The sequence below is a fragment of the Enterococcus sp. NBRC 3427 genome, assembly GCF_007996925.1.
Lineage (GTDB): Bacteria > Bacillota > Bacilli > Lactobacillales > Enterococcaceae > Enterococcus_B > Enterococcus_B lactis.
Window position 1 is genome coordinate 1 of the sequence record NZ_BJLL01000023.1, and the last position, 25216, is coordinate 25216.

The 25216-nt window shown below is 39.7% G+C and carries 24 protein-coding genes; 1 reads left to right on the top strand and 23 read right to left on the bottom strand.

What is annotated here, in order from left to right; genetic code table 11:
* Nucleotides 1-151: 151 nt before the first annotated feature.
* From ESP02_RS06810 to ESP02_RS06830, 5 genes are all read right to left on the bottom strand, one after another.
* Nucleotides 152-2305, bottom strand: coding sequence for a penicillin-binding protein 2 (locus ESP02_RS06810; RefSeq protein ID WP_002373470.1), 2154 nt, complete (start codon nt 2303-2305; stop codon nt 152-154).
* A gap of 304 nt (nt 2306-2609) precedes the next feature.
* Nucleotides 2610-3458 carry a MurR/RpiR family transcriptional regulator gene (locus ESP02_RS06815; RefSeq protein ID WP_025478418.1) on the bottom strand — a complete coding sequence of 283 codons (849 nt, stop codon included), beginning with the start codon at nt 3456-3458 and terminating at the stop codon, nt 2610-2612.
* Nucleotides 3459-3679: 221 nt separating this feature from the next.
* Complete coding sequence (thrS, locus tag ESP02_RS06820) at nt 3680-5623, bottom strand: threonine--tRNA ligase (RefSeq protein ID WP_002373474.1); 1944 nt, start codon at nt 5621-5623, stop codon at nt 3680-3682.
* A 335-nt stretch (nt 5624-5958) separates the two neighbouring features.
* A complete protein-coding gene (locus ESP02_RS06825) occupies nt 5959-6138 on the bottom strand; it encodes a 2-hydroxymuconate tautomerase (RefSeq protein WP_002287649.1) in 180 nt (59 codons plus the stop codon).
* Nucleotides 6139-6184: 46 nt separating this feature from the next.
* Nucleotides 6185-8008, bottom strand: coding sequence for a heavy metal translocating P-type ATPase (locus ESP02_RS06830; protein ID WP_002373475.1), 1824 nt, complete (start codon nt 8006-8008; stop codon nt 6185-6187).
* 277 nt (nt 8009-8285) lie between these two features.
* On the opposite strand from ESP02_RS06830, the gene helD reads away from it, so the two are divergent.
* A complete protein-coding gene (gene helD / locus ESP02_RS06835) occupies nt 8286-10565 on the top strand; it encodes an RNA polymerase recycling motor HelD (protein ID WP_002373478.1) in 2280 nt (759 codons plus the stop codon).
* A gap of 92 nt (nt 10566-10657) precedes the next feature.
* Here helD and ESP02_RS06840 read toward each other — a convergent pair whose 3' ends face one another.
* The 18 genes from ESP02_RS06840 to fabD all read right to left on the bottom strand — a co-directional run bounded on the left by ESP02_RS06840 (nt 10658) and on the right by fabD (nt 25127).
* Nucleotides 10658-11305 carry a hypothetical protein gene (locus ESP02_RS06840; protein WP_002290861.1) on the bottom strand — a complete coding sequence of 216 codons (648 nt, stop codon included), beginning with the start codon at nt 11303-11305 and terminating at the stop codon, nt 10658-10660.
* 178 nt (nt 11306-11483) lie between these two features.
* Nucleotides 11484-12203 (bottom strand): YebC/PmpR family DNA-binding transcriptional regulator, encoded by a 720-nt coding sequence (locus tag ESP02_RS06845; RefSeq protein WP_002373480.1) that lies wholly within the window; start codon nt 12201-12203, stop codon nt 11484-11486.
* Nucleotides 12204-12333: 130 nt separating this feature from the next.
* Nucleotides 12334-13485: a nucleotidyltransferase gene (locus tag ESP02_RS06850; protein ID WP_002373482.1), complete on the bottom strand. Its 1152-nt coding sequence runs from the start codon at nt 13483-13485 to the stop codon at nt 12334-12336.
* A 218-nt stretch (nt 13486-13703) separates the two neighbouring features.
* On the bottom strand, nt 13704-14444 hold the full coding sequence (locus ESP02_RS06855) for a class I SAM-dependent methyltransferase (protein ID WP_010733436.1): 741 nt from the start codon (nt 14442-14444) through the stop codon (nt 13704-13706).
* Nucleotide 14445: 1 nt separating this feature from the next.
* Nucleotides 14446-14802 carry a ribosome silencing factor gene (gene rsfS / locus ESP02_RS06860; protein WP_080283910.1) on the bottom strand — a complete coding sequence of 119 codons (357 nt, stop codon included), beginning with the start codon at nt 14800-14802 and terminating at the stop codon, nt 14446-14448.
* Nucleotides 14803-14823: 21 nt separating this feature from the next.
* Complete coding sequence (yqeK, locus tag ESP02_RS06865; protein ID WP_002314176.1) at nt 14824-15417, bottom strand: bis(5'-nucleosyl)-tetraphosphatase (symmetrical) YqeK; 594 nt, start codon at nt 15415-15417, stop codon at nt 14824-14826.
* Nucleotides 15401-16051 carry a nicotinate-nucleotide adenylyltransferase gene (locus ESP02_RS06870; protein WP_002316969.1) on the bottom strand — a complete coding sequence of 217 codons (651 nt, stop codon included), beginning with the start codon at nt 16049-16051 and terminating at the stop codon, nt 15401-15403. The genes yqeK and ESP02_RS06870 overlap by 17 nt, the downstream gene beginning before the upstream one ends.
* A gap of 9 nt (nt 16052-16060) precedes the next feature.
* Nucleotides 16061-16372 carry a ribosome assembly RNA-binding protein YhbY gene (yhbY, locus tag ESP02_RS06875; protein WP_002315279.1) on the bottom strand — a complete coding sequence of 104 codons (312 nt, stop codon included), beginning with the start codon at nt 16370-16372 and terminating at the stop codon, nt 16061-16063.
* Nucleotides 16373-16387: 15 nt separating this feature from the next.
* Complete coding sequence (gene yqeH / locus ESP02_RS06880) at nt 16388-17497, bottom strand: ribosome biogenesis GTPase YqeH (protein ID WP_038398809.1); 1110 nt, start codon at nt 17495-17497, stop codon at nt 16388-16390.
* Nucleotides 17494-18021, bottom strand: a complete 528-nt coding sequence (locus ESP02_RS06885; RefSeq protein WP_002310373.1) for a YqeG family HAD IIIA-type phosphatase — start codon at nt 18019-18021, stop codon at nt 17494-17496. The genes yqeH and ESP02_RS06885 overlap by 4 nt, the downstream gene beginning before the upstream one ends.
* A 227-nt stretch (nt 18022-18248) precedes the next feature.
* A complete protein-coding gene (locus tag ESP02_RS06890; protein WP_002310372.1) occupies nt 18249-19034 on the bottom strand; it encodes an acetyl-CoA carboxylase carboxyl transferase subunit alpha in 786 nt (261 codons plus the stop codon).
* Nucleotides 19027-19896: an acetyl-CoA carboxylase, carboxyltransferase subunit beta gene (gene accD, locus ESP02_RS06895; RefSeq protein WP_002310370.1), complete on the bottom strand. Its 870-nt coding sequence runs from the start codon at nt 19894-19896 to the stop codon at nt 19027-19029. The genes ESP02_RS06890 and accD overlap by 8 nt, the downstream gene beginning before the upstream one ends.
* Entirely contained in the window at nt 19897-21276 is a 1380-nt protein-coding gene (locus ESP02_RS06900) for an acetyl-CoA carboxylase biotin carboxylase subunit (protein ID WP_002310368.1), read from the bottom strand.
* A 7-nt stretch (nt 21277-21283) separates the two neighbouring features.
* Nucleotides 21284-21703 (bottom strand): 3-hydroxyacyl-ACP dehydratase FabZ, encoded by a 420-nt coding sequence (gene fabZ / locus ESP02_RS06905; protein ID WP_002310367.1) that lies wholly within the window; start codon nt 21701-21703, stop codon nt 21284-21286.
* Nucleotides 21704-21727: 24 nt separating this feature from the next.
* Nucleotides 21728-22204: an acetyl-CoA carboxylase biotin carboxyl carrier protein gene (gene accB, locus ESP02_RS06910; RefSeq protein ID WP_010733434.1), complete on the bottom strand. Its 477-nt coding sequence runs from the start codon at nt 22202-22204 to the stop codon at nt 21728-21730.
* A 2-nt stretch (nt 22205-22206) separates the two neighbouring features.
* Complete coding sequence (gene fabF / locus ESP02_RS06915) at nt 22207-23442, bottom strand: beta-ketoacyl-ACP synthase II (RefSeq protein WP_002373490.1); 1236 nt, start codon at nt 23440-23442, stop codon at nt 22207-22209.
* Between the two features lie 18 nt (nt 23443-23460).
* Nucleotides 23461-24198 carry a 3-oxoacyl-[acyl-carrier-protein] reductase gene (fabG, locus tag ESP02_RS06920; RefSeq protein ID WP_002373491.1) on the bottom strand — a complete coding sequence of 246 codons (738 nt, stop codon included), beginning with the start codon at nt 24196-24198 and terminating at the stop codon, nt 23461-23463.
* 11 nt (nt 24199-24209) lie between these two features.
* Nucleotides 24210-25127 carry an ACP S-malonyltransferase gene (fabD, locus tag ESP02_RS06925; protein ID WP_025478419.1) on the bottom strand — a complete coding sequence of 306 codons (918 nt, stop codon included), beginning with the start codon at nt 25125-25127 and terminating at the stop codon, nt 24210-24212.
* Nucleotides 25128-25216: the final 89 nt, after the last annotated feature.

Sequence of the window (25216 nt, forward strand, 5' to 3'; positions counted from 1 at the left end):
TCAGGGCGCTGATTTCACAACCTCTTCCTTAAACGGTGTTCACAAGCCAGTTTCTCGGTATGAAGTCAAATTTAAGCAAAAATGTAAGAAGTCATTTTCACAAAATTTTTCTTCATACTCGAAACTAAGCGGCTTTTTCACGACCTCTTTTTTATTTTGCCATGAACATATCATAATACGCGTCCATTATTTCTTTAGCAATCGTCAAGTTCATGTGGTCTTGTTCATCTAATAAGTTCGGCAAGACAACACTGATCGCGATTTCCGGATTGTCTGTTGGGCCGTATGCCACGATATTACTATTGACTGTCGTAATATCTGGGTGACCTTCCGCAACCGTTTCTGCAGTCCCTGTTTTTGCAGAAAGGTCCATTTTCGCACTGGCTAATGGTTTGGCTGTTGTGTAAGGGTCGGTACCATGAACAACCTGGTGGAATCCTTCACGGAGGATTGCCATATTTTCTGCAGATATATTGACCTTATTTTCTACTGTCGTGCCCATTTCTTTTTTCACTTCACCCAAATTCCCATTTTCGTCATTGCCATAGATTGCTTTGACTAGGTGAGGCTGTACTCGTTTCCCGCCATTAGCGACTGTTGAAGCATATTGAGCTAATTGGATCGGTGTATATGTGTCAAACTGTCCAAATGCCAAATCGGTAAAGTTACCTGGAGTATACCATTCTTTGCCATTATCCGCATTGAACTTCTTCATATACTCAACAGAGCGTGAAATCCCAGGAGATTCATTCGGCAAATCGATCCCAGTCGTTGTACCAAGACCAAACTCTTTGAAAGAGTCTCTCAATTGTTGATAAGCTTTAGCTTCTTCATCTAAACTAGGTAGTCCCATTCCAGGAGTATAGTCTAGCCCTAGCATCTTTAATGCCACTTTGATCATATACGTATTGGAAGACAATTCCAATGCTTTGACTGCATCAAGAGCAACTTGTCCGTTTCGGTTAAAGACAGAGCTTTTTTCTGAAGCACCTTGTAGACGAATCGGTTCATCAATCAACACTTGATTCCCGCTGATCGCGTTACTTGCCCAACCTGCTGTCAAAGTACCAGCCTTGACTACAGACCCTGGAGCAAAGGCGCTAGTGATCGTGCCCAAAGCATTCTCGGTGATTTCCTTGGAACCTTGCTCATGACTGAAACCAGTCATGGCTAACACTTCTCCTGTCTGAGGATTCATGGCTACTGCATAAGCACCAGGCGAGTACTGTGCTTTACCGTTGTTGATCAATGTTTGATAATTTCTTTTTAGGATTTCTTCTACTTTTGATTGGAATTCTGCATTCATCGATAACATTAAATTAGAACCTTTTTCCCCAGAGAAGATTTCTTTTTGATTCGAAACATTTCCTTCATTGTCAAGGGAGACTTCATATTGGGTTTTGGTTCCTTGCAAGACATCTTCATATTGTTTTTCCAAATAACTTTGTCCCACACGGTCATTCCGAGAATACCCTTTTGCTAAATACTTCTCTGCTTCATCTGCCGGAAGACCTTGTTTTTCAGTCGTCACACTGCCAAGAATACTTTTTAGTGAACTTGCTGCGTTATATTCGCGTGTCCAGTCTGTGCCTGTCGAAACTCCTGGAAGCTCAGAAGCGCGTTCCGCCACAACAGCTAATTCTTGGTCAGTAACACCAGAGTTCTTGATATAGACCGTGTTTAATTCATATGCACTGTTCATCCGTTTAAAGATGGTAGCGATCTTTAATTGCTCCTCGTTTAAGTTGATCTCATCATCTGTTACTTTATTGACCATCGCACTGTATTGTTCGCTGTTTCCTAATTGCTTTTCTTTTGCCGAAAGTCTTTTTGTGGCTTCCTTCAAATGTTCCGGATCAGCCAGCCAAAAATCTTTTTTATCTCTATCTGTCAGATTTTCATCTGCCGGCACATCAATCAGCGAGTTCAGCTTCGTTGCGATTTCAAGTAGGTCTTTAGCCGTCACTTGTGTGCCTCTCGTATAGGTGATTGCCTGATTCGCTTTATTTGTGACTAACGCTTTTCCTGTGGAATCGTAGATCATTCCGCGAGGGGTACTTTCTTGGACTGTAATCGTAGAAGTAGATTTCACTCGCGCTTCCATCTCTTCACCATTCACGATCTGCAAATAGCCCAATCTAGCAATCAACGCAACAAATAACGTAAATATAATGAAAAAAAGAAAATTTAAGCGAAAAGGAACATGCGACCGACGAAACGTTTTGTTTTTAGGCTCTTGTGCCCCTTTTCTTATTTTTTCTATCCAAGAAGTATTTACTATTTTTTTCATAAAATCTTTCATCATTTCCTATCCTTCCGCCTATTTACATTCATGCTTCATTGTACCCAAAAACTTCTTAATAAAAAAGAAAAAATGAGCGGAGCAAGAAATTCTTTACCTAATTTCAAGATAAAATCAACTTTTTGTTTCACAGCAATCATCTGAAGTTGCATATCCAACTATTTTTTTCATTAAAAACTAAACTTATTTTTGAAAATTATGCTTTCTAAAGTCGTGAAACACTTCAATAGAACATTTCTTTGTGGAAAACTATAAGTTGTTATTCTAAAAAAACTTATATCAAAAACAGTAAGGTAAGTTTAGTTTTTTATTTTGAAGCCATAAAATAGTCTTGGATTGCTTCTCTTGTTTTTTTCACTTTTTCACTAAGTGATTCGTTTTTAGCCATATAGAAATAAAAAATGATATCGATCGTAGCGAATTGGGCCAAAAGTGAATTAGTTGCCGCACTTCGATTGGTGATTTCTTTTGGTCTTGATGTTTGTACGAGTACATCGGCTATCTTGCTAAGTGGGTTATTGCCAAATTGCGTCAACGCAATGATTTCGATATTCATATTTTTTGCTAGCTCAGCTAATGCAACTACATCTGCGCTTCTCCCTGAGTTCGAAACAAGCCAAAGTACTTTCTTCTTCTCATTGCTGACAAGTTGTGGGAGCAAGACATGGATATCTTTTTCAAAAATGATTGGCTTACCGACACGAGACCATTTTTGCAGAATGTCTTCTACCACTAAAGAAGAGGCACCAACACCATATAAAAAAACAGACTCAGCCGATTCCAAACATTCTACGACTTTTTGGATCGTTTCTTCTTCCAGAATATCTACTGTTTCTTTTATCGCTACTTGCGCATTATTTCCAAGTTTGTTTTTGATAGAGTAAAAGGACTCATTTGCTTCGATATCGCTAAATCCTTCATCGATTCCAGTCTGTAGTTCTGTTGAAATCGTGATTTTGAAGTCCGTCAAACTTTGAAACCCGATTTTTTTTGAAAAACGTACAACTGTCGGCGCACTCAAACCTGAAGCTTCCGCTAATTCATTAGCTGTCATTGTGGGAACCTTCTCAATATTTCCAATAATGTAGTTGGCCAACTTTTTTTCTGCTGAAGAATAATCTTCCATCATACTTTCAATACGACTAATTACGCTCATAAGTTCCTCCATCCTTTTAATAATCGTCTATGTAAGTATACCATATCAGTCCCTTGTTAACGGTCGTGTACTGGATAAAAAAACAAAAAAACAATCCGCACAATAGGATATCTTACTCCATCAATCCCACAAATTCTATTGTCCATCTGTGGGATTGTGGAATATCTGTTCTCTATTGTTTGGATTGTTTTTTATTTAGTGCTTTTTTATAGGCAGCTTATCTATTTGTTTTCTCTACTGTAATTTTTGACTTCTGCTTCCATAGCATCAATAAAGATATTCAAATCTTCTACAGCTGTTTCTTTACTTCCGTAACGACGTACATTCACTGTTGCATCTTCCAATTCTTTGTCACCGACAACTAATTGGTAAGGAATTTTTTGTGTTTGAGAGGCACGAATCTTATAGCCCATTTTTTCATTGCGGTCATCGACTTCTACACGTAAACCTTTCATTTGCAAGCGTTCTTTGATTTCATAAGCATAATCGCCATGTGCATCAACAGAAACAGGGATGATTGTCGCTTGTATTGGTGCTAGCCATGTTGGAAAAGCACCTTTGTATACTTCTGTCAAATAGGCGACAAAACGTTCCATCGTAGAAACGATTCCGCGGTGGATAACCACTGGACGATGTGTATTTTCCCCATCTTCTCCAACATATGTCAAATCAAAGCGTTCCGGCAATAAGAAGTCTAATTGTATAGTTGACAATGTTTCTTCTGTCCCAAGAGCTGTTTTGACTTGGACATCTAATTTTGGTCCGTAAAAGGCTGCTTCACCTTCTGCTTCAAAGTAATCTAGCTCTAATTCATCCATAGCAGCTTTCAGCATTGCTTGGGCTTTTTCCCACATTGCATCATCATCAAAATATTTATCTGTATTGTTTGGATCGCGGTAGCTTAAGCGGAAACGATAATCTGTAATATTGAAGTCAGCATATACCGCGACCATCAATTCAAGCGTACGTTTAAATTCATCTTTGATTTGGTCAGGACGAACAAATGTATGACCATCGTTCAACGTCATTTCTCGTACACGTTGTAAACCTGACAAAGCACCTGATTTTTCATAGCGGTGCATCATTCCTAATTCAGCGATACGAATTGGTAATTCACGGTAAGAATGGATGGCGTTTTTGTAGACCATCATGTGATGAGGGCAGTTCATTGGACGAAGAACAAGCATTTCGCCATCTCCCATATCCATTGGCGGGAACATGTCTTCTTGATAATGATCCCAGTGTCCAGATGTTTTGTACAACTCAACATCTCCCATGATCGGTGTATACACATGTTGGTAACCTAAACTAACTTCTTTGTCTACGATATAACGTTCGATCGTGCGTCGGATTGTTGCCCCTTTTGGAAGCCAGAATGGCAAACCAGAACCAACTTCTGGAGAAACCATAAACAAGTCAAGTTCTTTTCCTAGTTTACGATGGTCTCTTTCTTTTGCTTCTTCACGCAGACGGATATATTCTTTCAAAGCTTTTTTATCAAAAAAGGCTGTTCCGTAAACTCGTTGCATCATTTGGTTGTTTGAGTTTCCACGCCAGTAAGCACCTGCCACTGATAATAATTTGAATACTTGTATACGACCAGTAGACGGAACATGTGGTCCACGGCACAAATCGATGAATTCACCTTGTTGATAGGCAGTAATCACTTCTTCTTCTGGCAATTCACTAATCAGTTCTACTTTGTAGGGGTCACTTGCAAAAATTTCTAATGCTTCTTGTTTTGAAAGAACACGGCGTTCGATTGGCAGATTTTCTTTGACGATTTTCATCATCTCTGCTTCGATTGCGGGAAGATCTTCTGCAGTTACTTGATTTTGTCCATTGTCTGTATCATAGTAAAATCCTGAATCAATAGCTGGTCCAACACCAAAGTGGATATTTGGATAGAGGCGGCGCATTGCTTGAGCCATCAAATGAGCTGCTGAATGACGGACTAATCCAAGTGCATCTTCATGGTCTGGTGTGATGATCTCAATACTTGCATCTTCCTCGATTGGACGAGTCAAATCAACAAGTTTGCCGTTCACTTTACCAGCTAAAGCTTTTTTTGCTAAGCTTTTTGAAATACTTTCAGCGATTGCCAATGTTGTTGTACCAGCCTCAAATTCTTTGACTGCACCATCTGGAAAAGTAATTTTTATCATAATAGTTTCCTCCTTGAAATGTTTTGATTGATCAGATCATCAAGCTGAAAAACAAAAAATCCTAGCATCTCTTGAAAAGAGATACTAGGACGAAAAGTTCGTGGTTCCACCTAATGTTCAAACGCACATGCGTTCCTCAAACGTTGTAACGGTCCGACCGCCCTTGCTTCAACAAGGGTTTCGAAAGTGGTCATCCTTTGGTTTTCTCCTGGAAAAGTTTCAGCCTAGCTTTTCCTCTCTTATCGAAGACTCTCAAATTCAGTTGGCTTTCTCATCAATCAATTATGTGTTTATTTAACCACTAATAAATAGAAAAATCAAGTGTGAAACCAAACTTATTTTTTCCATTCCCCATTTACACCGTATGTTCCTTTTTTCATCTCGTTGATGATGACATGGATGTGTTCTTTTGGTGCTTGCGTGTTTTTATGAACAGCTTCCGTGATATCTTTCATCATATTTTCTAATTGTTCCGGACTGCGACCTTCTACTAATTCGACATGTACGAATGGCATAATGTTCTCTCCTCTTTCTGATCGTTCTTTTTTCAACTCGATTCTATCATACTATTTTTGTCTTGGGTACTGAATCCAGAAAAATGACTGGGTCTTTTTTTGCTCTCAACGCACTCAGGATAGAGACCGTGTCCACGACTTCTTGCAAAACAGCTCCGAATAACGCAGGAATCAGACCCGTACTTGCTATTAACATCAAAAAAATACAAATAAAGATGCCAATCAGTACAGATTGTTTCGCTATTCTCATCGTATCTTTTGAGATCACTACTGCTTTTGCTACACGCAAAAGATCATCTTTCAAGATGACCGCATCTGCACTTTCACTAGCAGCTGTAGAACCATGAGCGCCCATTGCAATGCCGATATCTGCAGCAGCAAGTGCTGGTGCGTCATTCACACCGTCTCCTATCATCGCCACAGGTCGTTGATCTTTAGGGATACGTTCTAAAATAGTCAATTTGTCTTGAGGCAAGCAATGAGCATGTACAGAATCTAATTTGACTTCCTCTGCAATCGCTTGAGCAATGGCTGATCCATCTCCGGTAATCATCATCAAATTTTTCACACCAAGATTTCTTAGCTCTTTGATTGTCTTTGCTGCTTCTGAGCGAATCTGATCCGAAAATAGGATGGTTCCTGCAAAGGATTGATCAATGGCTACATAGATTGCTGTATCAGAAGTTTCGATTTCTTCCACTGAAACAAAAGAAGCACGCCCAATCTTTACGTCATGATTATTGACTATTGCTTGGATTCCTTGACCTGACACTTCTTTCAGTTGACTAACAGGATACAGTTGGCTGTTTTTCACGTTGTTCACTAACGAACGAGCTAAGATATGGCTAGATTCCTGTTCTGCACTTGCTGCATACATAAGTAGCTCTTCTTTTTTCATTCCATTGACTGGTTGAATTGCCTCTACTTCTAATATTCCTTTGGTAAGCGTTCCTGTTTTATCAAAAGCAATCGTTTTTGTACGTGCGAGCTTTTCAATCGTTGTTCCAGTTTTAACAACAATCCCGTTTTTACTTGAACGGCTCATCCCGGCAACTAAAGCGATTGGCGCAGCTAAAATCAATGGACAAGGCGATGCTACGACCAATACTTCTGCAAAACGCAAAGGATCTTTTGAGAACCACCAAGAAATACCGCCAATCAAATATGCGATCAATGTAAAGGGAACCGCATAACGATCAGCTAAACGGACGAATCGGGCAGGTTTTTCTTTTGATTCTTCGACTAATTTAATGATCATTTGATATTGGCTATCTGCGGCACGTTTTTCAGCAATCATTTGGATTGATCCGTCTCCATTTAAAGACCCAGACATGATCTGATCTCCAGGTTTCTTTGTTTCTGGACGAGACTCTCCTGTCAAAGAAGATTCATCGACTGATGATTCTCCTTTGATCACTCGACCATCAGCAGGTACAAGCTCGCCAGGCTTGACTAGCAGCTGATCATCCACATTTATTTCATCAATTACTATATCCTGCCATCTTCCCTCTTTGAATCGATGGGCGATTCTTGGGGTGTTGTCTAATAAAGATTGCAATTCTTTACCTGCTCGTTTATTCGCGTAATCTTCTAGACTATCTCCACCCGTAAGCATGATCAATATCATCAAACTAGCCCAATATTCTTTGACGGCTAATGTTGCAAGGATTGCGGTAATCGCTAATATATCTACACCATATCTTCCTGAACGCAATCTTTTGATCATTTCCAAAAACATCAAGAAGGCGAGAATCCCTCCAGTAAATGCAACAATCATAAAAGCAAGTCCCGGCTGATGGAAAACAAATTCACTTAACAAAGCTACTCCGCCAATAAATAAAGTAAGTAAAAATTTTTTAAAATGTGTCATAGTTTCTTCTCCTCTTTTTTGTGACTTAGAGGTTAGTCATCCATCTTCAATTACCTCTCTTTCTCTTAAGCATAGTCCTTGCTTAACACTTTTTAAAACAATAGGCCTTAATTGAAAACAACTATCACTATCAGCGTTTCCAATAGTCGCCAGTCCTACAAACGAATCAATCGAGCAAAGAGAACTTTTTTCGATTCATCCGTTAAAAAGTACCTTTTTTCGAAAAACTGTGCTATACTTTTAATTCGTTATTTACGGCGGAAGGAGCAAACATGTGATGAATGAGAAACAACTAGAACAAACGCACGTGGATGAAACGATCGAACTAATCCAGATCGAACAAAATATGCTGGATACAAAACAACGAGAATTGACTCAGGAAATGAATCATTCGACAAAAGACACAGCTAATCACAAGATTCGAGCTGGTTCCAATGAAGCTTTTTATGAATCTGCTGTTGAATATCGCCAACATGAGCAAGAATTGCTTTTAAAATATCATACTCTTGAGGCGCAGCAAAAACGCCTACAAACGTTGTCTGTTATGAAAGACAGTCCTTACTTTGCCCGTATCGATTTTAAAGAAGACCGTGAAACAGAAACATTGTATCTAGGTATCGCTTCTTTAAGAGATCTAGCAGAAGAAACAATCGTTATTGACTGGCGCGCACCAATTGCCAACCTTTATTATGAAGGTGAGATTGGTCCCGCATTTTATGAAACTGAAACAGATAGAATAGATGTCGATCTGCAGTTGAAAAGACAATTTAAAATCCAAGAAGGACGTATTTTATCTATGGTAGATACGTCGGAAGTAATCAACGATGACTTTTTGCTAGAGATATTGGATGAAGCATCAAGCAACCATATGAAAAATATCGTCTCTACGATACAAAAAGCACAAAATGCAATCATTCGGGACACAACAAGTAAAGTGATGCTGATTGAAGGAATCGCCGGAAGCGGAAAAACGTCTGCTCTGCTTCAACGTATTGCTTTTCTGTTGTATCATAATCGCAAATGGCTAGAGGCAGAAAACGTGCTTCTATTTTCACCAAACCATTTGTTTTCTGATTATATCTCGACTGTATTACCTTCATTAGGTGAAAGTGGTGTGCCTACACAAACATTCAAAAATTATATTTCACAGCTGTTGCCAGAGTTTTCTTTATTAGACGAACAGCAACAGGAAAGTGGTTTTTTGCTAGGCGAAAAAGATCCGATACAAGTGATGAAAAGCGGATTGACCTTAGTGGATCAGATTGATCGCTATATCCAAAGCATCACAAGCTACGGTCCCTTGTTCCGTGATATGAAAATAAATGGTCGTACGATCCTATCGAAGGAATCGATTCGCCAATGGTATAAAGAAACAAATGAACAACTTCCCTTGCACCACAGACTCTCTCTGTTACAAACGAAACTACTGAAAAAATTAGGCGGTCTGCAAAAAGATGAAACACGTCAGCAATGGGTCAAAGATCTCGCGGAAGAGCAGCTCCAAGAACTATACGCAACAGATCCTAATCTTGAATATACAGAACAAAAGGAGCGTTCCTTACGTAAAAAACTGGCTAATCAAATCGTACGTAAACGATTCCGTCGAATTCATCGAGGAATCATGAATTATCAATTTGTCAATATAACGAAACAATATCTCCACTTTTTACAAACTGTGCCACTTTCTCTTCTGACACAACATAAAATCAGCGAGAACAGATGGCAAGAACATTTAGCAACTATTCGTACACATTTGCGTCAAAGAGAGTTGCCCCAAGAGGATGCTGTCCTATTCTTTTTACTGATGCGCCGAACGTATCCGGTGACAGTCACACACAAAGCTCGCTATATCTTTATTGATGAAATGCAGGATTTCGCACCATCACAAGTGGCATTGTTGCAAGCCTTGTTCCCAAAAGCAAATTTGACTTTCTGTGGAGATTTAAATCAAAATGTCTTTGGAAATGAAACGATCGTGGGATCATTGGAAGAACTTTTCGTGGACCGTGAAGTTACCCGTTTCCAATTAACAACAAGCTATCGCTCCACAAAAGAAATCACTGATTTTGCTAATCATTTTATTGCAAAAGAACATCAAGTAGAGACTACAGCAAGAAAAGGCGATTTGCCTTTACTCATCCAAGGGACAACTGATGATGTCAAACTGAATTGGTTAGCAGATACCATTCGAACGACTCAGGGAAAAGCCCGGTATTGGCGTACAGCAATCATTGCTAAAACCCAAGAAGAATGCGAAGCTCTTTATGCTCAACTGCCAGATGAGTTGAAACAACAAGTCCAGCTGATTTTAAATGAGAGTGACTTTATGAAGCGTTCCATTATTTTACTTCCGGCCTTTTTAGCAAAAGGTCTGGAGTTTGACCGAGTTTTCTTGTGGGATGTAGATGCAGATCATTTTTCTTCTCAGCAAGACAAATTGATCCTTTACACCATGTGTACACGTGCGATGCATGAATTGACACTTTTTACCTCCAATAATCAAAGTCCTTTGTTAAACAATATGGATATTTCATCTTATGAGAAAAAAGTATTGTAACTAAAAAGACAACTGCTATCGTTAATGTTAGCAGTTGTCTTTTTAGTTACAATAATAATTGCAGAAAAAGTAATTTCATCATTTAAGGTCATTTATTCTATATATAAATCCAAATCTGTTTCAGGATATTTTAATTTGACAAGCGAAATAATCATTTTCAGTTCTTCCATGTTTTCTGGATATTCTGGGTCAAATACCTTGCTATGACGTCCAATACCGCCATTGTCGATCAATCGGTAAATTCGGTTCCATTCAATGAACTGATCGATTGATTGGAAATTGCTGATTGGATACCCCCCACAATCCAAAATCTCTGATACACGAAATGCTAGGTATGCACTATCGACCACTTTATTTTTTTTCGTATCTATCTTCTCATTTCTTTCGATGAGAATTTTTTCAGGATGATGCTTTAAGCTCCACTCCAATAGTAGAAAGAAAGCCTCCATCCGATACTCTTCTTCAAATAACCGAAAGGCTGAATCAGAACGACGAAAAAGCAGCGGAATCAAATATTTTTGTCTATAAATCAGCATTGGTGCGCGGTCCACCATACACTCTAAATAACGGTTCAGATACCCTGTACCGACATAGTTTCCTAATCGATAGCCTTCAACGCCGAATCTTGCGTATTTTTGCGCTAATTTTGAACAATCAGTTACGTTCACTGCTAACTCTTCTACTTTGCGGTAACCGCTTAAGATACGTTCAAAAGGTTCTAAAGTGATTTTTGCTTCCATATTCTTCCCCGTCCATCTTCCACATACTTCATATCATTTCATATGATACTTATGCTCTCATCATACCACAGGTTGAATTAGAATAGAAAATAAATCACACAAAAAAACAAGACAATCTATTAGTGAGATTGTCCTGCTTTTTGAAAAAGACTGAATGCTTTTCGTTAAAACTGATTGCTTAGTCTTCTAATGCCACATTATGGAACACATGCTGTACATCTTCTAGATCTTCTAGCGCATCAATCATTTTTTCAAATGTTTCTTGGTCTTCTAAAGATAATGTAACTTCGGTTTGAGGAATCATTTGGATCTCAGCAATTGAAAAATCAGTGATTCCTTTTTCTTTTAATGCTTCTTGGATACTATGGAAATCCGCTACTTCACCGTAAACGATGATTTGTCCATCTTCTTCCATCACATCACGAACGTCGATGTCTTTTTCCATTAGATATTCAAGGATCTCATCAGCGTCTTCTCCTGCAAATGCAAAGATTGCTGTATTATCAAACATATAAGAAACCGCTCCAGAAACACCCATGTTCCCGCCATTTTTCCCAAATGCTGCTCGTACGTCTGCTGCTGTTCGATTCACATTGTTTGTCAATGTATCAACAATCACCATTGAGCCGCTTGGTCCAAATCCTTCATAACGTAATTCAGAGTATGTTTCATCTCCTGCACCTTTTGCTTTTTCGATTGCTCGGTCAATAATATGTTTTGGTACATTATAAGTTTTAGCGCGATCAATGACGAAACGTAGTTTTTGGTTTGCATGCGGATCAGGATCACCTGATTTTGCTGCCGCGTAGATTTCAATCCCAAATTTTGCATAAATCCGGCTATTATTAGCATCTTTAGCAGTTTTCTTTGCTACGATATTTGCCCATTTACGTCCCATATTTTCACTTCGCTTTCTGATTTGATAGTTTCATAACGCAAAAACGTCCTGTTCCATTATACTTGTGAATCACGATTCTGTGAAGCTTTTTTTCTTTCTTCCTTCATTCTTCTCATTTTCAGTCAAAGGTCTATACTTGGATTGGGATTTGTCCGAAATTCTGTTCTGGAATATTGCCTCCCAATTGATAGATTTGATCACTTCTAACTAACAGTTCCGCTTCTTGTGCCTCTTTTTTTCCGATTCGGGAATAAATAGAAATCTCTTTTTTTTCTTTTAAGAATCTTCTTCCAGCATCGGTAAATCCAAGTAGTCGAAGATAGTTTTTATTTTGTTGGCTAGGAATCTCTTGCTTTTTGATATTCAGCAAGACATAACAAGATAATCGTTGGATCCGCGTCCATGTATATCTCTTTGTTTTTACTTTTGACACAAAATCTGCAAAACCGTTAGCTGTTGCTGCTGCTGTCTTCATGCGAGTTTCTATTCCTTCGGTCATCTGATAGATATCTGTCAATTCCATCAAAGTAGAAGATAACAACCGATAACGCAAATACGGCCAATAGGATTCCCAAGTCTGTAACGAACAAGTGGAAAGATCTTCTTCTGTCTGAAATGGCACAAGTCCAGCGATCCTTTTTCCTTCTTCTAACGCATGACGAATGGCTGTTGCACTGGCTATTGTTTGATCTGTGATTGTTTTTTCATGATAGCCTGCACTTTTACGCTGGATCGGATGTAACTCCATAGGGTGGATATACTTAGCATTTTCTTTTGCATAACTTAATCCTAAAATATGATTGGGTGAAGAAAAATCAAGCGCAATATCGGGATACAGACTGCGAAAAACTGCAGTCATTTTTTGCGGATAACTATACGTTTGATCAGACAGTTCTTGAAAAGACTCTTCTATCTTGTCTTGATTCTGTTGAACAAATCGGCCGAAACTACTATAGTCAAACGAGGTCTCTTCTTCTGTTCCAAAACACAAACTGTCACAGTCCAATGCTTGCAAGATTTTCACTGCACCTTTAGCGAAATAATCAGCTGACTGAACCGCCCATTCGACAGGAAGCTCTACTACTAAATCCACACCGTTTTGCAAAGCTTCATTCGCACGATGCCATTTATCGATGATAGCTGGTTCGCCTCGTTGCAAAAAATTCCCACTCATTACAGCAATGACGACCTCTGCTCCTGTTGTTTTTCGTGCCATTTCAGCATGATAGCGATGTCCATTGTGAAATGGATTGTACTCTACGATAATCCCGCAGCTTTTCATGTACGTCCTCCTTCATAGTTTATCGATAAAAAAACACTAGAGACAAGTAAGGAAAAGTCAAAAATCAGAAAAAATACCCGAACTATATAAACTATTCTCGCAAACACAATACTTCTGCGACGAAAAGCTGCACCGCAAGAGCAATGCCTATATCGTTCGGATATATAATTTATGTTGAAGATTTATTCTTTTCTTGTTAACTCGAGCAGGCAAAATTGCTAGTCTTTGTATGCTACGAAGAACCAGCGCTTTGATTTCTCTGATGCTGCTTCGTCTGTAAAATCAGAAAATGCTTCGACTTTCGAAAACCCACTGTTTTCCAGCATTCTTAAATAACTTTCCAATGGATAGGTACGCTCTTCATGTAGTTCATCTTCACGGATAAATCGCCCAGATCCTTCTGGTTCCTCAACGAAAAAAGTCAGAAAATGTTCGATGCTGTATTTCTCACTTCCTGGATAGCTATCCCATAAAAAAGCAAAATTATCCCCTTGATAATGATAGCTATATTCTGGAAAAACTTCGTCTACTTGATAGGTGGAGTGCACGTCAAATAAAAATCGGCCATTTTCTTCTAACGTTTGATAGACTTCATCAAAAACTTGCTGTACCTCTTGTCTATTTTTCATGTAGCACAACGAATCAGAAAAACAAGTAATTGCTTGATATTGACCGATTTCAGATAAATCGAGCATATTGCCTTCTACAAATTGGATCGATGCGTCTTCTTCATATGCTCGCTGGCTTGCGATCATCAACATCTCTTCTGAAAGGTCTAACCCTGTCACTTCATATCCATCTTTTGCAAAGGCAACCGCTAATGCTCCAGTACCGCACGCCAGTTCCAAAATATTTTTTGTGTCTTCTTGCAAATGACGTTTCGAAAAAGCTAACCACTGCTGGTAAAGCGTTTCGTCCATCACTTCATCGTAAATGAAAGCAAATGTTTCATAAGCCATGTTAATCCAACCATTCATTAAGATCGACTAACGGCGCATCTGACCATAGTTTTTCCAAATTATAGAAGCTTCGTTCTGGCGCATGGAAAACATGTACGATCAAATCTCCAAGGTCGATCAATACCCATTTTCCGCCTTCTTTTCCTTCAATACGTTTTACTTCATATTTGTTTTCTTCTTTATCAATGATTTCTTCTGTAATTGCGTTGATTTGACGTTCACTATTTGCTGAACAGATCATGAAATAATCTGCTAACAAGGAAACATTTCGAACGTCTAAAGCGATAATGTCTTCTGCCCGTTTTGAATCTGCTGCTTTAACCGCAATTTTTAATTGTTCTTTACTATCTATGATGATTTCCTCCTAATATTGAGTGGCTTATTTTTTTGCTACCCAGTAATTATATGTTTCGATTGTTTTTGGATAAATCTGTTGTTCTTGTGCAAGTAAATGGGATAGCGTATGTTTTGTTTCAAATGCTACTGCTTCATCTAGATCAACCCATGCAATTGTCCGTGCATCTTGCACCCCAGGAAAATCCCGACCTGGTTCAATATAGTCTGCTACATAAATGATTTTGTCCAGGAGACTCATTTTAGCAGCGCCAGTCGTATGCACTCGAATCGCGTGAAGAATCTCTGAATCAGTGATTCCTAATTCCCGCTCTACAAACGAAGCACCAACAAGCCCGTGCCAGATAGCATTATTATAATTCAATAATTCTGGATCAAAACCGTCTCTTACGATCACCATTTTGAACTCCTCATCTGGTCGCTCTTTCGCATAATCGTGTGTCAATGCAGCGATACTAGCTTTTTCAGGAGAAGCACCGTATTTTTTGGCAAGAGCAACAGCTGTTTCTTCTACTCCAAGCACGTGCTTGAAGCGTTGTTCGCTCATTCTCATCTGTATTTTTTGCATCAGGTTTTCTCTAGAATAAGCAGTATATTCATTACTATAGTCCATCTTCATACAACCCTTCATTTTGGATATAATCAATTACTTTATCTGGAACAAGATAGCGGATAGAACAGCCTTCTTTGATCTTTTGACGTATTTTTGTGGAACTGATGTCGATTTCAGGTACATCTACCCAAATCACAGGATATGGCGTATCTGTTGTGTAACCTGGTCGACGTATGCCCACAAAATTGACCATCGAAGTCAACTCATCAATTTTATACCATTTTGGCAAATATTCTACCATATCCCCGCCAATAATAAAGTAATAATCTGTATCCGGATTGTTTTGTGTCAATTCCTTCATCGTATCATAGGTGTAGCTTTTCCCACCACGAGCTAATTCAATCGTTTCAATCTGCAAAAAAGGGTTGTCTTCCACCGCTAATTCCAACATGTTGAGTCGGTGTTTTGCATCAATCGTCTCTTTCTCATCAACATGAGGCGGCTGATAAGAAGGCATTAAAAATACGCGGTCAAGACCTAAATTCCGACCAGCTTGTTCAGCCATCACTAAATGAGCAAGGTGAACGGGATTGAACGTTCCGCCTAGAATCCCTACTTGCTTTTTCTTCTCTAAGAATTGAGGCATTTCTTTAGGAAATAGTTGTGAATGAACAAATGTCTTAGCTTGCGTATTCATCATGGTCACTCCTTATATTGCTTTTACTTCATTTGATAACCTTTGATACTTTTCTTTTGTAGAAGGTTTGTATAATACGATCACTCGTCCAATGATTTGGACGATTTCACAGTCGATTTCTTTTTCTAATACTTGAGCTGCTTCTTCTGCAACCTCATCTGTATTTTGAAGTAGAGATACTTTGATCAGTTCTCTTTTTTCTAAAGCTTCTTCAATTTGAACGATCATTGCTGAATTAATTCCACCTTTACCGATTTGAAAAATCGGCTGAAGATGATGCGCTTTGCTACGTAAAAAACGCTTTTGTTTTCCTCTTAAACTCATAATTTTCCTTCTTCCTTAAATCAATGCTTTGCGTTTCAATACATCTACACCCTTTGGCGCCCAGCCCGCAATTACTGCTGGAGCTGTTACAGTGATCCAGCCTAGACCGGCAAAAACGATGTCTGTTTTTTCTTTCACAGAAAATTCAAAACGAACAAGCTCCGGAAATGCCTCGACTTCATCAGGACGAGGAGGCTGTAATAATCCACCTACATGTTTTTGATAAAATTCGTCTGCTTTTTCCAGTTTCGTTCGATGAATATTTACATCATTTGACACATAAGCAATAAATGAAGCACGATTGCCGCTGATAAAATCAAATCTTGCAAGTCCGCCCAAGAAAAGTGTTTGCCCTTCATTCAGCTGATAAACTTTAGGTTTGATTTCTTTTAACGGGGCAATGATCCGCAAATCTTTTTTACCTAAGTAGTGCGCCATTTGATGACGATGGATGATCCCCGGTGTATCAATCAAAAAATGTCCATCATCTAAAGGAATCTCGATTTTATCCAAGGTCGTTCCGGGAAACTGTGAGGTTGTGATCACATCTTGTACTCCCGCTGTATTTTTGATGATTTGATTGATAAGCGTTGATTTCCCTACGTTTGTTACTCCGACGATATAGACATCCCGTCCATCGCGGTATTCTTCAATTTTTTCTAATAGTTCCGTCATCTCATGAGATTTCTTAGCACTAGTTAGTAATACATCTACTGGACGAATCCCTGCTTCGTGAGCACGTTCCTTCATCCATTGTGTTAATTTAGGTTTTTTCAATGATTTCGGTAATATATCCACTTTGTTTCCCACTAAAAGTACTGGATTATCACCGACAAAACGATGTAGTCCTGGAATCAGTGAACCATTGAAGTCAAAAATATCCACCACATTGACAATCAATGCATCTTTTTGCCCTAATTCATTCAGTAAGCGTAAAAAGTCGTCATCCGTCAATGAGACATCTTGGATCTCATTATAATGGCGTAATCTGAAACAACGCTGACAATAGACTTCCCCGGAAGCTAACCCTTTTTCCAAAGCCGTTTGCGGCGCGTATCCTAATTCACCGGGTTTGCTTGTTTGTATAACGGCACCGCAGCCGATACATTGTAATTCTTCTGTCATTCGATTCCACCTCGCCAGCCCATATCAGGGTATTTTGCTAATAGATAGGCCATAATTCTTTTTTCCCAAAAACGATTAAATTGTGTCTTCCAACTATCTGTTGCGATAATGGGTTTTACAAGGATGCTACGTATCCCTGCACGATTGGCTCCACGTATATCAGTCATGATCTGATCGCCTACCATTACTATCTCATCATCTGCTAAATCCAATTGTTTCTTTGCTATGTTGATCCCTCTTGCTAAAGGTTTCATTGCTCGTGCAACATACAAAAGATCAAATTTTTCAATCGCTCGCGCGACACGTTTTGAATTATTGTTTGAAACAACAACAACAGGGATTCCTGCATTTTTCATTTCTAAAATCCAAGTAAGCAACTCTTCTGTTCCATCTGGATTATTCCATGCAATCAACGTATTGTCTAAATCTGTCAATACTGCTTTGATGCCTAGATTCTTTAATTGGGCAGGTGTAATCTGATAGATGGCTTCTACCATCCATGTTGGTTTGTAATTTGAAAACATGTTGTCTCCTCATCTGCAAAAAATGAAGGAGCACATAAAGTACTCCTCAACCCCGTATTATACTGCATATCAGCAAAAAAAACTACCTCTATACTCGTTCCTCTTTCAGAAAAAGCATTTCTTTACAAAATGACCAAAAATAAAGATTGATTACAGAAAAATTTAGAAACAAAAAACAACTAAGCGAGCAAGAATCATTCTTTACTCTTTGCTTAGTTGTTAAACACCTAATATTGTCGGAACCTCTTGTATCGTTTTTCCAGTAGTTCATGCTGGTCGAATCGAACAAGTTCCGTCAATTTTTCAATCAACGCTTTTTTCATGATGTGAGCGACTTTTTGCCGTGGCAACTGCTCGCCGTTGAACGTTTCAGGAATCACTCGATCCACGATCCCTAGCTCACGTAGTTCTGGTGCAGTAATTTTCATCAACTCGGCTGCTTCTGCAGCGCGACTGCCGTCTTTCCACAAAATCGAAGCAAACCCTTCTGGGGAAAGCACAGCATAGATCGTTTCTTCTAACATCCAGACTTCATCCGCTAAACCTAGAGCAAGGGCACCGCCACTTCCACCTTCACCAATGATGACGGCGATGATTGGTACTTTTAAATCAGACATTTCGAGCAGATTTTTGGCAATTGCTTCTCCCTCGCCACGCTCTTCTGCTCCTATACCGCAATAGGCACCTGCTGTATTGATCAATGTAATCACCGGTCTATTAAACTTTTCAGCTTGCTTCATCAGTCGTAAAGCTTTGCGATAGCCTTCAGGATGAGGAGAACCAAAATTTCTGCGGATATTTTCCTGCAGATCCCTTCCCTTTTGAATACCTATCACTGTTACCGGTTTGCCATCTAATCGAGCGATGCCACCAACAATCGCTTCGTCATCTGCAAATAAACGGTCACCATGGCATTCCTCGAAAGAATCGAAGATCTCTTCAAAAAAGTCCAAGCTAGTCCATCGTTCTTTAGCTCTTGCTAGCTGAACGACATCATGTGCTGTTTTATCCACGATCTATCCATCCTTTCTGTGTATGCAATTCAAGAAGCGTATGGATTTTCTGCTTCAATTCCATGCGGGGAACAATCTGATCGACGAAACCATGAGACAATAAGAATTCGGCCTTTTGGAAATCTTCTGGAAGTTCCTGCTTGATCGTCTGTTCGATGACACGTCTTCCAGCAAAACCAATCAAGCTTTGGGGTTCTGCTAAAATGATATCACCTTCCATTGCAAAACTGGCAGTTACTCCTCCGGTCGTCGGGTCTGTCAAAACAGTTAGATAAAAAAGGCCTTCATTACTGTGCCGTTTGACAGCAGCAGAGATTTTCGCCATCTGCATCAGAGAAAAGATGCCTTCTTGCATCCGAGCGCCTCCTGAAGCCGTGAACAAAACGACTGGAAGTTTTTCCTTTGTTGCTCGTTCGAATAACCTAGTGATTTTTTCTCCAACAATCGTGCCCATACTTCCCATGATAAAATTGGGATCCATCACTCCAATAATGAAGGGGATTCCCTGAATGGTTGCTTTACCAGTGAGGACTGCTTCATGAAGCCCCGTTTTATCTTGCATTTTTTTTATTTTTTCCGTATATTCGGGAAATGCTAGCGGATCTTCGGTTACAAGATCCGTATCCCATTCTTCAAAACTTTTTTCATCAATGATCAAAGCTAGACGCTGCCATGCACCGATACGAAAAGCGTATCCGCAATGGGGGCATACTTTTTCTTCACCGATGTCTTTCGTATAAAGGATATGTTTGCAATTTGGACACTTCGCCCACATGTTATCGGGAACAGATGGCGAGTTAGCAGGTTTGCTCTCTCTATTAGGATTGATCCGAATATATTTCTTTTTCTTAAACAGAGCCATCTATGCGCCTCCTATCTCCGTTTCTGGTGTCCAATTCGGTAAAAATTCTTCTTGTAAAAATGCTGTGCTGTAATCACCTGCTATTACTGCTGGATGACTAATCAAATCCATCTGAAATTCTGCGTTCGTAATGATCCCTTCTGTGATAAATTCACTTAAGGCTCGCTGCATCTTCATCAATGCTTCAAAACGTGTATTTCCATGGACAATAATTTTCGCAATCATTGAATCATAATATGGCGGGATCGTATAGCCTGGATAAACCGCACTGTCTACCCGCAACCCCATCCCACCTGCTGGAAGTAGCAAGTTTTGGATTTTCCCTGGTGAAGGAGCAAAATGAAAAGCGGGATTTTCTGCATTGATTCGGCACTCAATGGCGTGTCCTTGGAATACTACTTCTTCTTGACGCACATTCAAAGGCTCACCGGCTGCTATCTCCACCTGTTTTTTTACTAAATCGATCCCTGTGACCATTTCTGTTACGGGATGTTCCACTTGGATTCGAGTATTCATCTCCATGAAATAAAAATCGCCTTCTTCATCCATCAGAAATTCGATCGTTCCGGCATTTTCATAATTGACTGCTTTAGCTGCTCGAACAGCAGCGTCTCCTAGTGCTTCTCTTTTTGATTGTGAAATCACTACAGAAGGAGATTCTTCCAGTACTTTTTGATTGTTACGTTGCAAAGAACAATCTCGTTCTCCTAAATGAATGACATTGCCAAAATGATCACCTAAAATCTGAACTTCTATATGGCGAGCAGGATAAATGATTTTTTCCAAATACATATCATCATTTCCAAATGCCGCTGCTGCTTCTTGCTGAGCTGAAGAAAAATGCTGTGGAAGTTCTTCTTTTGATTGAACTTTTCGAATGCCTTTCCCGCCACCGCCTGCAGCTGCTTTCAGCATCACTGGATAGCCGATCCTGTCTGCTATTTCCAATGCTTCTTCTACAGTAGATAATACACCAGTACTTCCTGGGATGACTGGGACATTTGCTTCTTGCATCAATTGACGCGCATTGATTTTATTCCCCATTGCATCAATTGTTGCGCTTTTAGGACCAATAAATGTGATATTGCACTCTTCACACATGGAGGCAAACCGGCTATTTTCAGATAAAAATCCAAAACCTGGATGAATTGCTTCAGCTTTTGTTACGATTGCAGCGCTCAGTACTTCCTGAACATTCAGATATGAATCAACCGCTTTTGCCGGACCAATACAGATTGCTTCATCTGCTAGCTGTGTATGAAGTGCTTCGGCATCTGCCTCTGAATATATCGCTACGGTTTGGATCCCTAATTCGCGGCATGCACGAATGATACGCACAGCGATTTCGCCACGGTTAGCTATCAAGACTTTAGAAAACATATTTCACCTATCCAATCATAAAGGTTAATTCCGCTTCGGCTACTTTTTTACCGTCAACCTTAGCGATTCCTTTGCCTATTCCGGCTGAGGCTTTCACTTTCAATATCTCAACTTCAAGATATAAGGTATCGCCCGGTGTAACTTTCTTACGGAATTTTGCTTTGTCCAATCCGCCGAAGTAAGCCGTTTTACCCTTGAACTGTTCAAGAGAAAGTAATGCGACTGCTCCTGCTTGCGCCATTGCTTCAACAATCAGTACCCCTGGCATAACAGGCTCTTCTGGAAAATGTCCTTGAAAAAAGGGCTCGTTGATCGTTACATTTTTCTTAGCAATGATCCGTTCTCCTTCAACCATCTCTTCCACTCGATCAATCAAAAGCATTGGATAACGATGCGGAATAATTTCTTTGATTTCTTGTATGTTCATTTATTTCCCTCTTTCCTGCTTTGCTTATTTTGGCTGGATCCTAAAGAGTGGCTGCCCATATTCAACAACTGACTCGTTCTCTACAAGGATTTCTGTGATTACTCCGTCGGCCTCACTAGTTATCTCATTCATTAGTTTCATCGCTTCAATAATGCAGATAACTTCTCCTTTGGCAACTTGATCACCTACTTTTTTGAAAGCTGGTTTGTCTGGTGCCGGTTGCAAATAAACGATTCCCACGATTGGCGAAACAACCTCGATTCCATCAAATACTACCGATTCTTTTTCCTTCGTTGGTTCTGGAACAGTTGTTGCTTGTTCAGGCATGGCGTTAACTGGCTCCGAAACTGGCACCGTTTCGTTTGTTTGAACCATATTCATGCCTCGGCTTGTTTTATTTTTATTCATGTACAATTCAAATTGACCTTCACGCAAGTCAAATTCCGTTAGCGAAGATTGATCAAATTGACTAACTAATTCTCTAATTTCATTGATATCCAAAATTATTCCTCCCAGCGTTTCATACAAAGAACCGCATTATGTCCGCCAAACCCTAATGAATTGCTCATTGCATAAGTAAAGCTTGCAGGTTGGCTTTCGTTTTTGACAACTGTCAAATCAATCTCAGGATCTTGTTTTTCTACATTGATCGTAGGTGGGATAAATTGATGTTCCAATGCCATCAGAGTGGCCAATGCTTCGATCCCGCCGGCTGCTCCCAATAAATGTCCAGTCATTGATTTCGTACTGCTGACATAAGTATCTCTGAAATTTTCACCTAGTGCGAGTTGGATTGCTTTTGCTTCTGCCTGGTCATTAGCTGGCGTACTCGTTCCGTGCGCATTGATATATCCAACTTGCTCCGGTTGTATACCAGCTTCTTCCATCGCAAGCTTCATTGCTTTAGACGCACCAGAACCATCTGGAGTAGGGGCTGTCATATGGTAAGCATCACAATTTGCACCGTATCCAACGATTTCTCCATAGATTTTGGCACCGCGAGCTTGTGCATGCTCTAAAGATTCAAGAACTAGAACACCTGCTCCTTCACCCATCACAAAACCATTTCGATTTTCATCAAACGGGATCGAACCACGATTAGGATCAGTTGATTCCGAAAGTGCAGTTAAAGCTGCAAATCCAGCAATCCCCATCTCACAAATTGTTGCTTCTGTTCCTCCAGCAAGAATGACATCTGAATAGCCATGTTTGATGTTACGGAATGCTTCACCGATTGAATTCGTTCCGCTAGCACAAGCTGTTACGATAGCTGTACAGATACCTTTTGCGCCTACTCGCAAAGCAATATTTCCAGCTGCCATGTTGGCAATCGCCATTGGCACGAACATTGGAGAAACTCGTTTTGCGCCTTTTTCATGCAGACGGATAACTTGATTTTCGATTGTCGGAAGACCACCGATTCCTGATCCGATAATGACACCAAATCGGTCTTGATTCATTTTTTCTTTATCTAAACCGCTTATCTCCATTGCTTCTAAAGCAGCGTAGATCCCATAGATCGAAAACATATCCATTCGTTTGCTATCTTTTTTAATAAAATATTTATCGTAAGGGAAATCTTTGACTTCACCCGCTAAGGTGATCCCTGTTTCTGAAGCATCAAATTTAGTGATCGGTGCGATGCCATTCGTACCTTCTTTCAAGCTATTCAAAAAGCTGTCTGCGTCATTTCCAATAGGTGAAGTGACTCCATAGCCAGTAATTACCACTCGATTCATTTATTTGCTCTCCTTTTCTTATCCGTGCATGACCAATCCGCCATCGACATTGATGACTTGGCCGGTGATATATGGATTTTGTGCTAAGAAAACTGCTGTTTGTGCAACATCTTCTACTTGTCCGAAACGTTGCATTGGAATTTGCTTTTCCGCTTGCTCTTTGACTTTATCTGCTAAAACTTCCGTCATATCAGTTGTGATGAATCCTGGTGCAATGGCGTTGCATGTGATACCTCTAGTCGCAGCTTCTCGTGCAACCGATTTTGTCAATCCTACGACACCAGCTTTGCTAGCTGCATAATTTGCTTGTCCGATATTTCCAATCAATCCAGATACACTAGAGAGATTGATGATGGCCCCTTCTCGCTGCTTCATCATTTTTTTCAAAACGTGTTGCGTCATATTGAAGGTACCGATCAAATTGATATCCAGACATTTTTTGAAATCTTCTGCATCCATCCGCATCACAAGTTTGTCATTTGTGATTCCGGCATTGTTTACTAAGATATGGATCGATCCAAGCTTTTCTTCTGCTTCTTTGATCAGTTGTCCTGCTTTCTCATAATCAGAGATATCGCCGGAAACTCCTACGCATTTTACACCGAATGCTTCAATTTCTTCTATCTTTTCTTTTGGAATCTCTCCGCGACCATTCAAAATAATATTTGCTCCAGCTTTTGCAAAAGCTAAGGCCATCGCTTTACCAATTCCTCTTGTACTACCTGTAATAAATACATTTTTCCCTTTTACATCCATAACCTTCCTCCTTATAATTTTGCTATTGTTTCATCAAATGTCTGCTTATTCTCAACACGCAGAACTGGTATCGTTTTATCGATTTTTTTCATAAATCCGCTTAATACTTTTCCGGGACCGACTTCAATGACTCGCTCGATACCGATTGTTTTTAATTTATGGATACTCTCGTAGAAACGAACAGGTTGCATGACTTGCTGTTCAAGTAGTCCCGCTATCGTCTCTTTCTTCATTATTTCCGTTGTTGTGTTGCTGATGACTGGAAAAGAAGGGTCAGAAAATTGAATATGACTTAGATCCTTCGCCAGTTTTTTTGATGCTGGTGCTAAAATAGCTGTATGGAAAGGTCCACTGACATTTAGTGGGATCATCCTTTTGATTCCTTTTTCTTTTAAGAGCAAAACAGCTTCATCTACGGCTTTTTCTTCGCCACCGATCACGATCTGCTGAGGTGTATTGTAATTAGCAGGAGACACGATGCCGTACTTGCTTGCTTCATGACAGCTTTCCTCAATCGTCTCAATCGGTGCATTCATTACTGCGACCATTTTTCCGCTTCCAGCTGGGGCAGCTTCCGTCATATAAGCGCCTCTCTTCGCTACTAGTGCAACGGCTTCAGTGAAGGATAACGCATCACTGGCTACTAATGCCGAATATTCTCCTAAACTCAGTCCTAAAGCTGCATCTGGGACGATTCCATGCTCCTTCAATAAGCGATAATACGCAATGCTGACTGTTAGAATAGCTGGCTGTGTATATTGTGTCTGATCCAAACGTTCATTTTCTGAAAAGCAGAGGTCGGCCATATCGTAGCCGAGAATCTCACTTGCTTCATCAAATGTCTGCTTTACAATGGCTTCTTCATATAAATCTTTTCCCATACCTTGATATTGTGCACCTTGGCCACTAAATAAGAATGCTGTTTTCATGTTTTTCTCCAATATATCCAGAATATATGTTTGATTCTTCTTATTCAAAAAGGCCGAGACATCCCTATTTCAGGAAATGTCCCAGCCCC

What these genes read in the sequence shown, in the direction of transcription:
- fabF (WP_002373490.1), bottom strand. Translation starts at nt 23,442, where the DNA reads ATGAATCGAGTGGTAATTACTGGCTATGGAGTCACTTCACCTATTGGA.
- ESP02_RS06870 (WP_002316969.1), bottom strand. Translation starts at nt 16,051, where the DNA reads ATGATGAATACGCAAGCTAAGACATTTGTTCATTCACAACTATTTCCT.
- ESP02_RS06845 (WP_002373480.1), bottom strand. Translation starts at nt 12,203, where the DNA reads ATGGGACGTAAATGGGCAAATATCGTAGCAAAGAAAACTGCTAAAGAT.
- fabZ (WP_002310367.1), bottom strand. Translation starts at nt 21,703, where the DNA reads ATGAACATACAAGAAATCAAAGAAATTATTCCGCATCGTTATCCAATG.
- ESP02_RS06885 (WP_002310373.1), bottom strand. Translation starts at nt 18,021, where the DNA reads ATGTTTTCAAATTACAAACCAACATGGATGGTAGAAGCCATCTATCAG.
- fabD (WP_025478419.1), bottom strand. Translation starts at nt 25,127, where the DNA reads ATGAAAACAGCATTCTTATTTAGTGGCCAAGGTGCACAATATCAAGGT.
- ESP02_RS06810 (WP_002373470.1), bottom strand. Translation starts at nt 2,305, where the DNA reads ATGATGAAAGATTTTATGAAAAAAATAGTAAATACTTCTTGGATAGAA.
- thrS (WP_002373474.1), bottom strand. Translation starts at nt 5,623, where the DNA reads ATGATAAAAATTACTTTTCCAGATGGTGCAGTCAAAGAATTTGAGGCT.
- fabG (WP_002373491.1), bottom strand. Translation starts at nt 24,198, where the DNA reads ATGGATGTAAAAGGGAAAAATGTATTTATTACAGGTAGTACAAGAGGA.
- ESP02_RS06855 (WP_010733436.1), bottom strand. Translation starts at nt 14,444, where the DNA reads ATGGCTTATGAAACATTTGCTTTCATTTACGATGAAGTGATGGACGAA.
- ESP02_RS06900 (WP_002310368.1), bottom strand. Translation starts at nt 21,276, where the DNA reads ATGTTTTCTAAAGTCTTGATAGCTAACCGTGGCGAAATCGCTGTGCGT.
- yqeK (WP_002314176.1), bottom strand. Translation starts at nt 15,417, where the DNA reads ATGAAGATGGACTATAGTAATGAATATACTGCTTATTCTAGAGAAAAC.
- ESP02_RS06850 (WP_002373482.1), bottom strand. Translation starts at nt 13,485, where the DNA reads ATGAAAAGCTGCGGGATTATCGTAGAGTACAATCCATTTCACAATGGA.
- accD (WP_002310370.1), bottom strand. Translation starts at nt 19,896, where the DNA reads ATGGCTCTGTTTAAGAAAAAGAAATATATTCGGATCAATCCTAATAGA.
- ESP02_RS06830 (WP_002373475.1), bottom strand. Translation starts at nt 8,008, where the DNA reads ATGACACATTTTAAAAAATTTTTACTTACTTTATTTATTGGCGGAGTA.
- helD (WP_002373478.1), top strand. Translation starts at nt 8,286, where the DNA reads ATGAATGAGAAACAACTAGAACAAACGCACGTGGATGAAACGATCGAA.
- ESP02_RS06825 (WP_002287649.1), bottom strand. Translation starts at nt 6,138, where the DNA reads ATGCCATTCGTACATGTCGAATTAGTAGAAGGTCGCAGTCCGGAACAA.
- ESP02_RS06840 (WP_002290861.1), bottom strand. Translation starts at nt 11,305, where the DNA reads ATGGAAGCAAAAATCACTTTAGAACCTTTTGAACGTATCTTAAGCGGT.
- ESP02_RS06815 (WP_025478418.1), bottom strand. Translation starts at nt 3,458, where the DNA reads ATGAGCGTAATTAGTCGTATTGAAAGTATGATGGAAGATTATTCTTCA.
- yqeH (WP_038398809.1), bottom strand. Translation starts at nt 17,497, where the DNA reads ATGACAGAAGAATTACAATGTATCGGCTGCGGTGCCGTTATACAAACA.
- yhbY (WP_002315279.1), bottom strand. Translation starts at nt 16,372, where the DNA reads ATGAGTTTAAGAGGAAAACAAAAGCGTTTTTTACGTAGCAAAGCGCAT.